At 48.3% G+C, this 13116-nt stretch carries 18 protein-coding genes and 1 pseudogene; 13 read left to right on the top strand and 6 right to left on the bottom strand.

Annotation, left to right across the window (positions count from 1 at the left end; translation table 11 throughout):
- Window positions 1–13 precede the first annotated feature (13 nt).
- On the top strand, window positions 14–1513 hold the full coding sequence (locus QUE23_RS03460) for a Na+/H+ antiporter NhaC family protein (protein ID WP_286349243.1): 1500 nt from the start codon (window positions 14–16) through the stop codon (window positions 1511–1513).
- A 134-nt stretch (window positions 1514–1647) separates the two neighbouring features.
- Window positions 1648–3126 carry an aldehyde dehydrogenase family protein gene (locus tag QUE23_RS03455; RefSeq protein WP_286349401.1) on the top strand — a complete coding sequence of 493 codons (1479 nt, stop codon included), beginning with the start codon at window positions 1648–1650 and terminating at the stop codon, window positions 3124–3126.
- A 32-nt stretch (window positions 3127–3158) separates the two neighbouring features.
- On the opposite strand, the gene QUE23_RS03450 is transcribed toward QUE23_RS03455, so the two are convergent.
- Window positions 3159–3404, bottom strand: coding sequence for an IS200/IS605 family accessory protein TnpB-related protein (locus QUE23_RS03450; protein ID WP_286349242.1), 246 nt, complete (start codon window positions 3402–3404; stop codon window positions 3159–3161).
- A 147-nt stretch (window positions 3405–3551) separates the two neighbouring features.
- Window positions 3552–3713, bottom strand: coding sequence for a hypothetical protein (locus QUE23_RS03445; RefSeq protein ID WP_286349241.1), 162 nt, complete (start codon window positions 3711–3713; stop codon window positions 3552–3554).
- 298 nt (window positions 3714–4011) lie between these two features.
- Here QUE23_RS03445 and QUE23_RS03440 point away from each other — a divergent pair, with 298 nt between their 5' ends.
- Window positions 4012–4449: a hypothetical protein gene (locus QUE23_RS03440; RefSeq protein ID WP_286349240.1), complete on the top strand. Its 438-nt coding sequence runs from the start codon at window positions 4012–4014 to the stop codon at window positions 4447–4449.
- Between the two features lie 81 nt (window positions 4450–4530).
- Window positions 4531–4749: a hypothetical protein gene (locus QUE23_RS03435; RefSeq protein ID WP_286349239.1), complete on the top strand. Its 219-nt coding sequence runs from the start codon at window positions 4531–4533 to the stop codon at window positions 4747–4749.
- A 111-nt stretch (window positions 4750–4860) separates the two neighbouring features.
- On the opposite strand, the gene QUE23_RS03430 is transcribed toward QUE23_RS03435, so the two are convergent.
- Both QUE23_RS03430 and flgG read right to left on the bottom strand, forming a co-directional pair.
- On the bottom strand, window positions 4861–5652 hold the full coding sequence (locus QUE23_RS03430) for an outer membrane protein (protein ID WP_286349238.1): 792 nt from the start codon (window positions 5650–5652) through the stop codon (window positions 4861–4863).
- Between the two features lie 182 nt (window positions 5653–5834).
- A pseudogene (gene flgG / locus QUE23_RS03425) lies at window positions 5835–6434 on the bottom strand (flagellar basal-body rod protein FlgG); the annotation flags it as partial.
- Here flgG and QUE23_RS03420 point away from each other — a divergent pair.
- Genes QUE23_RS03420 through QUE23_RS03410 form a run of 3 tightly spaced genes read left to right on the top strand, consistent with a single transcriptional unit; the run spans window position 6427 to window position 7418 of the window.
- Complete coding sequence (locus tag QUE23_RS03420; RefSeq protein ID WP_286349237.1) at window positions 6427–6765, top strand: hypothetical protein; 339 nt, start codon at window positions 6427–6429, stop codon at window positions 6763–6765. The pseudogene flgG and the gene QUE23_RS03420 overlap by 8 nt on opposite strands.
- A 13-nt stretch (window positions 6766–6778) precedes the next feature.
- Window positions 6779–7267 (top strand): hypothetical protein, encoded by a 489-nt coding sequence (locus QUE23_RS03415; RefSeq protein WP_286349236.1) that lies wholly within the window; start codon window positions 6779–6781, stop codon window positions 7265–7267.
- Window positions 7227–7418 carry a hypothetical protein gene (locus QUE23_RS03410; protein ID WP_286349482.1) on the top strand — a complete coding sequence of 64 codons (192 nt, stop codon included), beginning with the start codon at window positions 7227–7229 and terminating at the stop codon, window positions 7416–7418. Before QUE23_RS03415 ends, QUE23_RS03410 begins: the two co-directional genes overlap by 41 nt.
- Window positions 7419–7492: 74 nt before the next feature.
- Here the strand turns inward: QUE23_RS03410 and QUE23_RS03405 are convergent, their stop codons facing one another.
- Window positions 7493–7759, bottom strand: a complete 267-nt coding sequence (locus tag QUE23_RS03405) for an EscU/YscU/HrcU family type III secretion system export apparatus switch protein (protein WP_286349235.1) — start codon at window positions 7757–7759, stop codon at window positions 7493–7495.
- Complete coding sequence (gene ribE / locus QUE23_RS03400; protein ID WP_286349234.1) at window positions 7760–8374, bottom strand: riboflavin synthase; 615 nt, start codon at window positions 8372–8374, stop codon at window positions 7760–7762. It lies immediately after the preceding gene.
- Between the two features lie 80 nt (window positions 8375–8454).
- Here ribE and QUE23_RS03395 point away from each other — a divergent pair, with 80 nt between their 5' ends.
- The 6 genes from QUE23_RS03395 to yihA are packed head-to-tail and all read left to right on the top strand — an operon-like array spanning window position 8455 to window position 13002.
- The gene (locus QUE23_RS03395) at window positions 8455–9213 is read left to right on the top strand and encodes a TatD family hydrolase (protein ID WP_286349233.1); all 759 of its coding nucleotides are present in this window, start codon (window positions 8455–8457) and stop codon (window positions 9211–9213) included.
- Between the two features lie 10 nt (window positions 9214–9223).
- The gene (locus tag QUE23_RS03390; RefSeq protein ID WP_286349232.1) at window positions 9224–10321 is read left to right on the top strand and encodes a lytic transglycosylase domain-containing protein; all 1098 of its coding nucleotides are present in this window, start codon (window positions 9224–9226) and stop codon (window positions 10319–10321) included.
- Between the two features lie 44 nt (window positions 10322–10365).
- The gene (locus QUE23_RS03385; RefSeq protein WP_286349400.1) at window positions 10366–11298 is read left to right on the top strand and encodes a septal ring lytic transglycosylase RlpA family protein; all 933 of its coding nucleotides are present in this window, start codon (window positions 10366–10368) and stop codon (window positions 11296–11298) included.
- The gene (locus QUE23_RS03380) at window positions 11299–11871 is read left to right on the top strand and encodes a hypothetical protein (protein WP_286349231.1); all 573 of its coding nucleotides are present in this window, start codon (window positions 11299–11301) and stop codon (window positions 11869–11871) included.
- Window positions 11868–12395, top strand: a complete 528-nt coding sequence (lptA, locus tag QUE23_RS03375; protein ID WP_286349230.1) for a lipopolysaccharide transport periplasmic protein LptA — start codon at window positions 11868–11870, stop codon at window positions 12393–12395. The genes QUE23_RS03380 and lptA overlap by 4 nt, the downstream gene beginning before the upstream one ends.
- On the top strand, window positions 12370–13002 hold the full coding sequence (yihA, locus tag QUE23_RS03370; protein ID WP_286349229.1) for a ribosome biogenesis GTP-binding protein YihA/YsxC: 633 nt from the start codon (window positions 12370–12372) through the stop codon (window positions 13000–13002). Before lptA ends, yihA begins: the two co-directional genes overlap by 26 nt.
- Window positions 13003–13116 lie beyond the last annotated feature (114 nt).

The raw sequence follows: 13116 nt of genomic DNA, 5'->3' as shown, positions 1-13116 counted from the left end.
CCGATAGGATTTTATGGGTCATTCTGTTTATAGTCTAGCCGTCCCTTTTCTTGTCATTTTCATGGTGATTTTCACCAAAAGAGTCGCGCTTTCGCTCTTTAGCGGCATCGTCCTAGGCGCGCTTTTGATCACCGATGGGCGTTTGGGCTCGCTGCTTAGCTACATTTACTCTAAAATCAGCGCGGTCTTTTACACAAGCAGCCCTAGCGGTTTTCAACCCAATTTAAGCAGTTTATGCGTCTTTGGCTTTCTCATCACTTTGGGTGTTTTAAGCCAAGTGATTGCCAGCTCAGGCGCGATCAATTCCTTCGTGCATTGGGCAAAAAACTATGTCAAAAGCCCACGCCAGTCTGAGGGCATCGCCTTGCTTGCTGGGCTTGTGATTTTCATTGACGACTACTTTAACGCCCTCATTGTGGGACAGATCAGCAAGTCTTTAAACGACATGCACCAAAGCAGCCGCGAAAGGCTTGCCTACATCATCGACTCCACCTCTGCGCCCGTGTGTTTGCTCATGCCCATCTCTAGTTGGGGCGCTTACATCGTGGGCGTGATGCAAAATGAAGGCTCGCCCTTACTTAAAGACAGCTTCGCCCTGCTTTTAGCCAGCATTGGGAGCAATTACTATGCGTGGTTTGCACTTGTTGCGGTGTTCTTAGCCATTGTGTGGCAAATCAATTTACCCGCCATGCAAAAATACCAAAATGTGGGCGTGCAGGACTTACAAACCCTCGAATTAGACCCTAACGCCCACGCGCCCGTCTTTGTGCTTTTAGCAAGCATTGCCAGTTTGATCGTCAGCATCACCGCCCTCATGTTTTACACGGGCTACACCCATAGCCAAAGCAAAGAACTTTTAGACATTTTAAAGCACACCAACAGTGCGTTTTCGCTCTTTGCGGGCGGACTCTTTTCGCTAGCCCTTTGCGCCCTTTTAGCCCGCCCTTATTTGCCTAAAAACTCTTTTTTAAGTCTGTCTAAAAAGGGCTTTTTGAGCATGGCAGGGGCAATTTGGGTTTTGGTTTTGGCGTGGGCGATAGGACCTATGATTCGCGATGATTTGCAAACGGGGGTGTATTTAGCAAGTCTATTGCAACACTTTGAGGGGGTGTTTTTACTCATGCCCTTATTGCTTTTTTTGATCTCGGGTTTCATTGCCTTCACGACCGGCACCAGTTGGGGGGCGTTTGCGATCATGCTGCCCATTGGCGCGGGGATGGTGAGCGTGGTCGGGGGCGACATTGTCTTGGTGCTCTCAGCGATTTTATCCGGGGCAGTCTATGGCGATCACGCCTCGCCCATTTCAGACACCACGATTTTATCGGCCACGGGGGCGGGCTGCAGCGTGCAAAGCCACTTTTTAACCCAACTGCCCTACGCCACACTTACGGCTGGGTGTGCGATGGTGGCTTTTTTGGCGGCGAGTTTGACACTCTCTAAGACCATAGGCTTTTTGGTCGGTCTGGGGCTGCTTGCGGGGCTGTTTTACTTTTTAAAGACTTTGTTCAAATAACTTTTTGTAACAATCACCTCCATTTTTGGCACGCCTAGCACCTAGGTGCATGGGTGTTAATCTTTGGGGGTTAGACTCTTGCTATCTCACTTAAGAAAGGGATGACCATGAGTATTTACAAAGATAAAAACTAAATTTTCAAAGCCCGCTATGAAAACTACATCGGTGGGGAGTGGGTAAAACCGATTAAGGGGCAATACAAGACAAATAAAACTCCCATTAATGGGGAGGTGCTTTGTGAAGTGCCTATGTCTTCCACAGAAGACATAGAGAAGGCTTTAGATGCCGCCCACAAAGCTAAAGATGCCTGGGCGACCACTCCGGTAGATGCTAGGGCACAGGTGTTGTTAAAGATTGCAGATCGCATGGAAGCGAATCTAGAAAAACTTGCCTACACCGAAACTTGGGACAATGGCAAACCCATTAGAGAAACCCTAAATGCCGACATTCCTTTGGCCATTGACCACTTTAGGTATTTTGCCAGTTGCATTAGAGCGCAAGAGGGGGGCATTAGCGACATCAGCCCCGATGTGGTCGCCTACCACTTCCACGAGCCTTTGGGCGTGGTGGGGCAGATCATCCCTTGGAATTTCCCGCTTTTAATGGTGGCTTGGAAGTTGGCCCCCGCTTTGGCTGCGGGCAATGCCGTGGTGCTTAAGCCCGCCTCCCCCACCCCAGCGAGCGTGCTGGTGCTCTTGGAACTCATCGGCGATTTGATCCCAAAGGGACTGGTGAATGTGGTTAATGGCAATGGCGGGCAAATTGGCAAACACCTAGCCACAAGCCCCAAAATCTCTAAGGCCGCTTTCACGGGCTCTACCGCGGTGGGCCGCCAAATCATGCAATTTGCCACAGAAAATATCATCCCCTGCACTTTGGAGCTTGGGGGCAAAAGCCCGAATATCTTTTTCCCCGACATTTACGCGCACGAAGACGCGTTCTTAGATAAAGCCGTTGAAGGTCTTGTGCTCTTTGCACTCAATCAAGGTGAAGTTTGCACTTGTCCCTCAAGAGCGTTGATCCACGAAACGATCTACGACAAATTCATGCAAAAGGTTTTAAAACGGGTGAAGGCGATTAAAGTCGGCAACCCCCTAGAGCCAGACACCATGATGGGAGCACAAGTGGATGAAAATCAAGTGCACACGATTTTAAATTACATACAAGTGGCTAAAGAGGAGGGGGCTGAGTGTTTGATTGGTGGGGGCAAAAAGCACATCAAGGGGCTAGAAAATGGCTGCTATGTCCAGCCCACCATCTATAAAGGGCACAACAAAATGCGGATTTTCCAAGAAGAGATTTTTGGCCCCGTGCTCGCCGTAACCACCTTTAAGGACGAAAAAGAAGCCCTAGAGATCGCCAACGACACGATGTTTGGTCTAGGCGCCGCCGTGTGGACGCGCGACATCAACCGGGCTTACCACTTTGGGCGCGCGCTTAAAGCCGGACGGGTGTGGACCAACTGCTACCACCTTTATCCTGCCCATGCGGCCTTTGGGGGCTATAAACAGAGTGGAATCGGACGGGAGGGGCATAAGATGATGTTGGAGCATTACCAGCAAACTAAAAATATCTTGGTGAGCTACAGCCCTAACAAGCTAGGCTTTTTTTAATGCCCTTGCAAGCCACTAAACAAGCCCGTAGTCTATATAGGTATCCGCTGTAAAATCTCCCGCCCATAATACTTCGCCTTATACTCTAAGAGCGTGTTAAAGGCGGAGATGCTGACATCGCTCAAAGCTTTGGCTAGTTTAGAGTTTTTAAGCATATTTTTGACTTTTAAGCTCTCTAGGCAAAGGGTCTTAGCGTGCCGCACTAGGGCGGTGCTGAGTTTGTGTAAAAAGGTGTTACGGGTGTTGGCGATTTTGGTGTGTAGGCGATTCAGCCGCAAGCTGGCTTTAAGATAATTGTTAGACTTTTTGGTGCTATCGCCCTTAGTTTTCGGGAGGCAAGCAGAATGCTTGCCATTTTTGTCAAGCTGTCTAGCAAGTCTTTATTACCGTCTTATCAGCCTATTTAAGGACTTGGGTGCTGAAACTTATAAGCCATTAGATAGACTAGCAAAAGCCTTAATCCCGGTATCCACGCCTAGAGTGCAATTATTTTTTACGAGTCTATGCGTGCGGTTAAATTTCTTTTGGGTGGTATCCACTTGAATCGAAACATAAAACTTATCGCCCTTTTGTGATGGTCGCCCCATTGATTTTACTAAAGTGAGTCTGTGCCTTATTGTTGGGTTGTAATTCAATCTTGTGGGTTAGAGCGAACATTGCGGTTATTTTAGCAAGTTTCAAGGTGTTTTTTGGTAGTGATAATCCTATAAAAAATTTATATATGATTTGATGGAATTTTATAGATTTTGTCTTGCTGTTTCTAACCCCCCTCCTAACAAGGGAGGGTTTCTTTCTGGGTAAATCTTTAGTGGCGTTTTTAACCCTTGCCAACTTTCCCTTTTTCCTCTATCCTAGCCCTAGAAATCCTTAGATTAAGGGCTTATTGTGGCGACTTTAGACTTTGATAAATTAGAGCAAGCCGGGGTCAGTAAAAACAAAGTCCTAGACTTTATCAAAGCCCAAGATTCTAATTTTAACCAGGCGCCCCAAGAAGCCCTAAAGCCCGAAGAAGCGACTCAAGCGCGCATGCAAGCACAGCAGCAAGCCGACTTCAAGACCATTAAAGCCGGCCAAGAGAAATTAGAGCAAGAACCCCCAAGATTGAGCAGACCAGAGCTGCAAGAGAAGGCCCAAGAATTCGACCACTTCAACATGAACGAGCAGGGGATTTTGGGGACAAACTCCAAAGACCACCAGCAAAATATGCTCAGGTTGGAAAATCTTTTGCAAAAGGCCATGCAAAGCCAAATCGCCTTTAAGGACTTGCCCCACAATCTCAAACGCTACCTAAACTGCAAGTACCTAGACGAAGAGGCTACTTAGGCCATCTCTTGGGCAGTGGCTTTGATGCCAAGCAATACACCAAAGAGCAAGAGCGTTTAAGCATCCTTAAGGTGAAAAACCATGAAAAAAGAGCACACCCAAGGACCTTGTGCTTTCTGTTACCCTAGGGGAGCGTTTTTATTAGAAGAAGGGGTTTTTGCGCCCAAAGAGTATGTCTACGGCAAATGTGAGCTGTTGAAAGCAGAGGGGGATATTTTATTTGTGGGCTATGGCAATGGCGTGGGGCGGGCGTATGAAACTTTATCGAACAAGCCCTACAAATCGACCCAGCCAGCCTAGCTCAAAGGGTTTTGGGCTCGCTTAAGGGCTAAATCTGGTGGAGAATTGAGAGTGCTGCTCTCAATCTATTTTCATGAGTTAATCTTGTCCCCCCTTTTTTAAACACCAGCCCTAGAAGTTATAGACATAGTTGGCGTAAATCGCCACTGTGCGCCTAAAGGTGACGGTGGTTTTACCACCACCATTTGCCAGGGTATCTTTTTCCGTGTAGTAGGGATCGTTAATGGTGGGGATACGCACGCCCACTTCAAAGCCCTGATGTGCGCTGAAATTAGTCCTAAAGCCGATGTTGATGATGAATTGCACAAAAGTAGGGCTAAAGTTTGTTTTGCCATAGACTTTATCTGCTTTTGCCCAGTCCAAATACTGGGTATTCATGGTGCTACACTGGTCATTAGAATTGGTGTAAGCACAAACCCCATCGCTCGTTCCAGTACCCATTAACCATGAACTGCCCCCAAGCATCACCCCGGCAAACACGCCCAAATTAAACCCACTCTTTTCATAAAAATTATAGAGTGCATCAATGCCCGCGCCATAAAACAAGTTGGCGGCTTTACCTGTGATGACATTTCCTGGTATGAGTTGCGAAGGGACAGCACTTATGTCTGTAACATAGCTCCCGCCTTGCCCGCTAAACAAGCCGTAGTAGCGCAAACCAAAACGTTTTTTCTTGCCAAAGAATTGCTTGTATCCCGCCTGAATATCCGCGCCGTAAAGATTACCCGTAGTTTTACCCGGTTGACTGTAGCCTTCATTAGTATAAGTATAACCATCCTGAGTTTGGGTTGTTGTAGGCTGGCTGTAGTTGTTTTCACCGGTTACATTGGAGTACTGAAACCCGCCTTCGATAAAAGCGCCGTTTTTTTCTGCGCTCAAAGGGGCTAAAGAACAAAGGGTCAAAGACCCGAAAAGGGCTAGAAGTTTGCTTTTACCTGCCCTGCTCCTGCTGATTGCTGATTGCTGATTGCTGATTGCTGATTGCTGATTGCTGATTGCTGATTGCTTCTCTCATTATACCACAACTTCCTTTACAAAAAATGAAACAGGGGCGGATTCTAGCAAAAAATACATAAAAACACAAGCTAGCGCTTCAAGCTATTGACCGTCTGCAACATGTTATCTGCGGTCTGGATCGTCTTAGAATTGGCTTCGTAGGCGCGTTGGGCGGTGATGAGATCGGTCATCTCTTCGACCAAGCGCACATTGCTAAGCTCTAAAAAACCTTGGCGCAACTGCCCGTAACCATCGGCGTTAGGATTACCCACAATCGCTGGACCGCTGGCGGAGGTTACAGCCAAAAGATTATCACCCAAAGCGTGCAAGCCCGCAGGGTTGATGAAATTAGCTAAAGTGATCTGTCCGATCACATTAGAAGTTGTGGCATTGCCCTGGGTGATGCTCACCGTGCCATCCACGCCGATGCTGATTTGTGTGGTGTCTTGGGGGAAGGTGATTTGGGGGATGATGGGGTAGCCCTCGGTGGTCACCATATTGCCCTGATCGTCAATTTTAAAATTGCCCGCGCGGGTGTAAGCCGTAGAGCCATCGGGCATTTGCACTTGGAAAAACCCCTTGCCTGTGATGGCTAAATCTAAATTGTTCTCCGTTTCTTTAGGGCTGCCCTGAGAGAACATTTTTGTCACGCTAGAAGTCCGCACACCTAAGCCCACTTCAATGCCATTGAAAGACTACATCAAAGCCTTAAACGACAATGCGCTAAGAGGCGACATCAAACAGGGCATTGAAGAGCTCTTAGCCAAAGAGCCCAAATTTAGCGAAAAGATCACAGAAATCTATCACACGGCGTTAAAAGATTACGCCACGATGAAAGACGCACATAAAATGGTGAAAGCCTTAAAAATCACCGATGCCGCCAAAAGCCAAGATCACGCCATCGACAGCGTGCTAAAGTTTGTCAAAGGGCAAGGCAATAGCCTTGCTAAAGGCGCTAGCCCCACAAACGATAATCTGGGCGCACTCACTAAAGCCCTAAGCCCAGAGAACCGCTTTTAAGCGGCTGGAGAAGTTGCAAGAGGGCAAAAAGGGGCTGTTTAAGAGCCCCGCCGCCCAGCAATTCATCGAGCTGGCCCAAGGCTTTGATCGGCTCTTTACCAACGATGCCCTGCTTGCCAGAAGTTTAAAGCCGGCCATCAGTGAGAAGATCGGCAGCTCTATAGCCACGAGCGTTGAAGGTGCAATGAAATACCAATTCATTAAAGAAGTCTTCAGCCATTTAGTCCGTCTAGCCCCCTATATCCCCATGGCCACAAGCCTCAATGAAAAAGTCGCGGGAGCGGCTTTAAGGTATCACCTCAAAAGTGCGTTAAGCAAATCCCACACCGTGCAAGAGTTTAAAACCCACTTAAATGCTGTGGTGCAAAAACAACCCTTCGACAACAAGACCAAACAGCTCATTAGAGAGTTTTTAAAGGGGTTTGATGACGATCCCCCAACACCTCCCCCCAGTGGGGGTGATGGAGGCCAGCATACCTACCCCTCCCACAACCCCGCCTAAAGGCAATGCAACAGAACGCCTAGCCTACCTTAACCTAGTGGAGCCGACTTTAAAAACCCCCGACATTGAGCTCTTTTTTAAAAACTCCGAAAAGAAAGAATACATTAAGGCGTTTAAAATGGATTATATTTTTATGACACAGAACAAATAGAACCCCCAGGCATTGAAAAAAGTTCAATCGAAAAAGGCACGCCCATATTTTTTGTCTAAAAAGGCACTTTTTGCCTAGCTCATTTGTGCTCCACTCTCAGCGTTTTGCAGCCAAACAAAAACTTCCACCACGCTTGCGTACAGCTCGGGCGGGATGGGCGTGTCTAGGCGCACATCTAGGAGCGAATTCACTAGGGCTTCATTGCAAAACAAAGGCACATCAAAGGCTTTGGCCTTTTCCATGATTGCCTTAGCAATCTGCCCCACCCCGCTTGCCACCACTTTAGGCGCACTATCTTGCCCGATGTTATAGGCTAGGGCGACCGCTTTTGGCATCCCCATTTAATAGCCCATCACCAGCGAATCACACACCGCCCACGAAAGCGGATTTTGGCGTTTGTTAAGGTGTGCCACTGCACGCACCAGCATATCACTTTCAATATTCACCCTGCGCCCGGGTTTGTAAGCGTTAAACAAGGTGTTTTTAAAGGTGTGGGGGATGATGACTAAAGAAAAGCTATCGTCTTCAACGCCCGCTAAAGTCAGGCTCACCCCATCGATGGCGATCGAGCCTTTGGGGATACACATCTGTAAAATAGCAGGGGGGGCTTTGATGACGATGTCTACCTGACTCTCCCCCTTACGCACACTCTTAACCACCCCCACCCCGTCTATATGCCCTTGCACGAAATGCCCATCAAAGCGATCTCCCGCCTTTAGGGCAAGCTCAACATGCACTCTTTGGCCGGCTTGGTAGTTTTCTAGGGCGATTTGTGCCTGCGTGTGTGCGCTCATCTGCACGCTAAACCCCCCCTTAAAAAGAGCGATCGCTGTAAGGCATGCCCCATTGACCGCAATGCTGTCGCCTATCTTGGGTTGATATGTGCTTTTTAGGCTCAAAACCCCATTGTTAAAACTAAGGATTTGTGTTACTTCGTGAATCAATCCGCTAAACATGTATGCCTTTTTTATCGTTTTAGGGTATCGATCCATTAATTATAGTACAATAGAGCTTTTTTATATTGATAAGGAGCTAGATGTTAGAGCTTGTAGACACCCATTGCCACTTAGACCATGTCCACTACCTTGCCGATGTGTGTCAGGTCCTAGACAACGCCAAAGAAGTCGGGGTCAACACCGCCATCATCCCCGCTGCCAGCCCCAAAGACCTAGCCCGCGCCATCGCGCTTTGTGAAGAAAACCCCAATCTTTACTTTGCCGTAGGTGTACATCCCTTAGACTTGCAAGATTTCAACTTAGCCCCTTTAAAGGCGCACATACAGCATCCTAAATGCGTGGCAGTGGGTGAGTGCGGACTAGATTACCACTACAAAGACGACGAATCCACCAAAGCCCGCCAAAAGGAAGTCTTCCACGCCCAAATCGCTTTGGCTTTAGAGTTTAACAAGCCCCTGATCGTGCATATACGCGAAGCCAGTATAGACGCACACACGATTTTAAAGCAATACCCCGAGATTAAAGGCGTGTTGCATTGCTTTAATGGCGATGGCCTTTTACTAGAGCTGGCGGACAATTTTTACTATGGCATTGGGGGCGTGGCAACCTTTAAAAACGCCAAAAATTTAGTGGAAACCCTGCCCCAAATCCCCCTAGAGCGCTTGCTTTTAGAAACCGATGCGCCCTACCTTGCCCCCCACCCCTTTAGGGGCAGCCGCAATGAGCCTAAATACATCCCCTTGATCGCAGAAAAATTAGCTGGGGTGCGCCAAATGAGCGTGCAAGAGTTGGCCCACAGCACCACACACAACGCCCGAACTCTTTTTAATTTAATTTAAAGGTGTCCTCATGTTTAAAAATCTCTTAAAGCCCTTGAGCCTAGCCTGTTCGCTCAGCTTACCCCTGCTTGCCGCCCCGCCCACCATTAACAGCACCAGTCTAAAGACCTTAAACGCCTTTGGTGTGGATGCCAACTTTCTCACAAACAGCGCCAACACCGACACCCTAGAGAGCGTGCAACAAACCTTTGATAAATTGCTCGAGCACTACGATGCTAACGGGGTTTTCATCCCCACCATTAAAAGCATGCTCTTGCAAGCCAATGTCCCCGTGGAGTTTCTATTTTTGGCAATGGCGGAGTCTAAGTTCTCTGTGCGGGCATACAGCGTGAAAAAGGCGGTGGGGATTTGGCAATTCATGCCAGAAACCGCGAAAATGCTAGGGCTCAAGGTTGATGCCCTCGTGGATGAGCGGCGCGACCCCATTAAAAGCACCCAGGCCGCAATCGCCTATTTTAAAATGCTTTATAAACAAACCCACCAATGGTATTTGGTGGCGATGGCCTACAACTATGGACTAAGACGCGTGCTAGAAGCGGTCCAAGCCGCCGGTACAGACAACATCAATGTTCTGCTCGATGATGATAAGAAATACATCCCCAAAGAAACCCGCCACTACATCCGCTCCATTTTGAGCCTTGCCATCGCCTTTAGCAATTTAGACACAGAGGGCAATAAGGCGTATTTACTCAACCGGGGCGCACGCCAAACCCTTGCCAGCGTGCAGGTGAGGGGCGGAACTTTGCTAAGCCAAGTCGCCACAGCAGCGCATTTGTCTGCAGCTAAGGTGAGGGCCTACAACCACCAATTTAGATACAACTTTGCACCCACAGGTGCGCCCAGCACGGTCTACATCCCCTATGAAAACTTAGCCTACTTTAGACAACACTACAAGCCCAAAAGCTACATTGTGCGTATACTGAGCCACAGGGTGAAACCTAGAGAAACCCTTTACTCCATCGCTAGAAAGTTCCACAGCAGTGTAGCCCTTTTAAAATACACAAATGGTTTAACAAGCCCTTACTTGAGCCGCAAACAAAAGCTTATCATTCCTGTCTTAAGTTCCAAAGTCCACCGTCTTAAAGTGGCGCAAAATGAGGTACTATGAAATTGTATTACTTAAGCCATTTGATGCTCGCCACCGCCGCTTTTATGGGGTGTGCCAAAGATTCGCCAAGCCAACAACAAAGCTACGCCCTTTTTGATAAACACGAAAGCTTGCGTGCCTATGAGGACGCACGGGATTTTGACGGCACAATTCCGCCTAAGAAGCATTTTTCCTTTTTCCACCACCACCACAAAAATAAACACACCGACAACACGCCCTATAACGCCCATGTCTCTAAGAGCAGTTTAACCGCAGGGATGATCGACTCGGCGGCGATGCAGCGCGCCACCATGCGCCCTTATCGTGTGGGGGGCAAGACCTACTACCCCACACAGGTGAAAGTCGGGCAGACTTTTGATGGCTACGCGAGTTGGTATGGCCCCAACTTTCATGCTAAAAGAACCAGCGATGGCGAAACTTATAATATGCACGCCCACACCGCCGCTAACAAAATCCTGCCCATGAACACGATTGTCAAAGTTACGAATAAAGACAACAACAGGAGCACCATCGTGCGCATCAACGACCGCGGACCCTTTGTCGCCAACCGCATCATTGACCTCTCCAACGCCGCCGCGCATGACATTGCAATGGTGGGTAAAGGCGTGGCCCCCGTGCGCTTGGAGGTGATCGGCTTTGGGGGGATTGTGGCTAAACAATACGCACCCTCTTTGGCACAAAACAAACAGGCCAAAGCCCTACAAAAAGAGTTTAAAGTGGGCGAGAGTCAAAAGAGTTATAGCGGGGGCAGTTTCTCTTTACAAGTGGGGGCGTTTTTCAACAAACGGGGGGCGATCGATGCTAAAAACGCCCTACAAGAGCGCCTCAAAAGCACCAATTACTCCAGCGCCATTGTGGAGGGTGTGAAAAACGACAAACCCATTTATCGGGTGTTCATCAAAGGCTTTCAAAGCGAGGCAGAAGCTAGCGACTACGCAAAGGGGCTTGGCAAACCCAGCTTTTTGGTGCGTGAATAGGTGCGTGCAAATCCCGTTTGGCTCTTTTTTATCGGTTTAGCAGTGGCGATGGGGGGCTTGATCGTGTTTTTCCTGCGCCCTCAAAAAAAGACCACCACTTTCAGCGGGGATTTTGCCAAAATTGAGCTGCATGGCTTTAATGTCTTTGAGAGCAATGCGACGAGCACTGATTTAAACATCAAGGGGGTGCGGGCGTTGCAGTTTAACGACCACGAGGTCCTGTACGACTTTGTGTTGAGTAAATTTGATGCCGATAATCAGGTTTTAGAGCATGCAAGGGGGGAGGTTTTGGTGCGCCGCAACGACTTATACAGCTTTCCTAAAGGGGTGCTTTACACAACCAGCAATCACGAGAGCTTTTGGAGTCAAAAAGGGGTTTATAACCACGTTAAGCAGACCTTTCAGGGGGAGGGCAATTTTTTATTAAATGGACCTGAGGGGCATGTGAGCGGGCAAAACATCGCCTACAACCACAAAGCCCAAGTTTTGCAGGCACAAAACATCCACGCCATCATCGATTTGGCTGAAGCCAAACACCCCAAAGGGCGGCACACACAGAGGTTTAAATTTTGAAAAAGCTTGGTTTGTTGTGGCTCTTTTGTGGATTCTTGTGTGCCCTGCCTTTAAAGGAAACTTTGGAAGTGACGGCGGATAAATTCACCGCCAACGAACAAAAGAAAATGACCATCATCCAGGGCAATGTCCACATTAAAAAAGGCAAGGACACACTGACGGCCAACAAGGTCATTATTTACACCAACGACAAGCGCAAACCCACTAAGTACGAGGCGATCGGCGATGTGCATTTTCATTTATTCACCGAGGATGGCAGAGAGGTCAAGGGGCACTCGGATCGCTTGATTTATGATGCCATCAAGCAAGAGTACCGCTTATTACAAAACGCCGTGGTGGATGAGGTGGGTAAGGTGAACTCCGTGAAGGGCGAGGAGATCATTTTGAGCAAAGAGCATGGCTATGCGGATGTTTTGGGGGGCAAGGATAAGCCCGCAACCTTTGTCTTTGACATGGAGGACATCCAAAAAGAGCAAAAAAAGCAAAAGGCCAAAAAGCATGCTAAAGAACAGCCCAAGCCTTAAGGTCTTAGAGAGTCGCTTTGTGTGTTCGGCCACGAATATGGCGCAAACCCCGCCAGCCAGCCAGCCTGAAATGGCGTTTTTAGGGCGCAGCAATGTGGGTAAAAGCTCTTTTATTAACCAACTTTTGGGGCGCAAGATCGCCAAGAGTTCTGCCACGCCGGGCAAAACCCAGATGGCAAATTTTTTCACCACCACTTGGCAAATGGGCGATGAGAAGATCGCCTTTGGGTGCATTGACTTGCCCGGCTTTGGGTATGCCAAAGTGTCTAAGAGTTTGCAAGAGGAGTGGGGGGTGTTTTTATGCATGCTCTTAAAGAAACGCCCTAGCATTAAATTGTTTTTGCACCTCATAGACGCGCGCCACTTACACCTAAGCCAAGATCAAAGCGTGCAAGGATTTTTACAAAGCTTCATCAAGCCCGACCAGCAAATCCGCTGCGTTTATACGAAATTTGATAAACTCACCAGCCACGCCCAACACACCTTAGTGCAAGAGCACCCCGGGGCGTTGGTGAGTGTGCTAAAGCCCAGCACTCTTAAACCCAAATTTGGCTCTTTGAAACATTTGCAGACCACTTTGCTCGCCGCTTTGCTGGGGCGCGCATGAACCTAACCTACATGCGGTGTCTTTTGTCTGTGTTGGGTTTTTATCTTTACAGCAATTTGCAGACCCTCTACCCCATCTTGCCCCCCTGTATCAGCCTTCTTTTTAGTTTATATC

The sequence above is a fragment of the Helicobacter felistomachi genome (assembly GCF_030296895.1).
GTDB lineage: Bacteria > Campylobacterota > Campylobacteria > Campylobacterales > Helicobacteraceae > Helicobacter > Helicobacter felistomachi.
This window is presented reverse-complemented; position numbering and strand designations above follow the sequence as displayed.

Excerpts from the sequence above, each read along its gene's own strand:
- QUE23_RS03460 (WP_286349243.1), top strand. The coding sequence starts at position 14 with ATGGGTCATTCTGTTTATAGTCTAGCCGTCCCTTTTCTTGTCATTTTC.
- QUE23_RS03445 (WP_286349241.1), bottom strand. The coding sequence starts at position 3,713 with ATGGGGCGACCATCACAAAAGGGCGATAAGTTTTATGTTTCGATTCAA.
- QUE23_RS03435 (WP_286349239.1), top strand. The coding sequence starts at position 4,531 with ATGAAAAAAGAGCACACCCAAGGACCTTGTGCTTTCTGTTACCCTAGG.
- QUE23_RS03420 (WP_286349237.1), top strand. The coding sequence starts at position 6,427 with ATGCCATTGAAAGACTACATCAAAGCCTTAAACGACAATGCGCTAAGA.
- QUE23_RS03410 (WP_286349482.1), top strand. The coding sequence starts at position 7,227 with ATGGAGGCCAGCATACCTACCCCTCCCACAACCCCGCCTAAAGGCAAT.
- QUE23_RS03405 (WP_286349235.1), bottom strand. The coding sequence starts at position 7,759 with ATGGGGATGCCAAAAGCGGTCGCCCTAGCCTATAACATCGGGCAAGAT.
- ribE (WP_286349234.1), bottom strand. The coding sequence starts at position 8,374 with ATGTTTAGCGGATTGATTCACGAAGTAACACAAATCCTTAGTTTTAAC.
- QUE23_RS03395 (WP_286349233.1), top strand. The coding sequence starts at position 8,455 with ATGTTAGAGCTTGTAGACACCCATTGCCACTTAGACCATGTCCACTAC.
- QUE23_RS03390 (WP_286349232.1), top strand. The coding sequence starts at position 9,224 with ATGTTTAAAAATCTCTTAAAGCCCTTGAGCCTAGCCTGTTCGCTCAGC.
- QUE23_RS03385 (WP_286349400.1), top strand. The coding sequence starts at position 10,366 with ATGGGGTGTGCCAAAGATTCGCCAAGCCAACAACAAAGCTACGCCCTT.
- yihA (WP_286349229.1), top strand. The coding sequence starts at position 12,370 with ATGCTAAAGAACAGCCCAAGCCTTAAGGTCTTAGAGAGTCGCTTTGTG.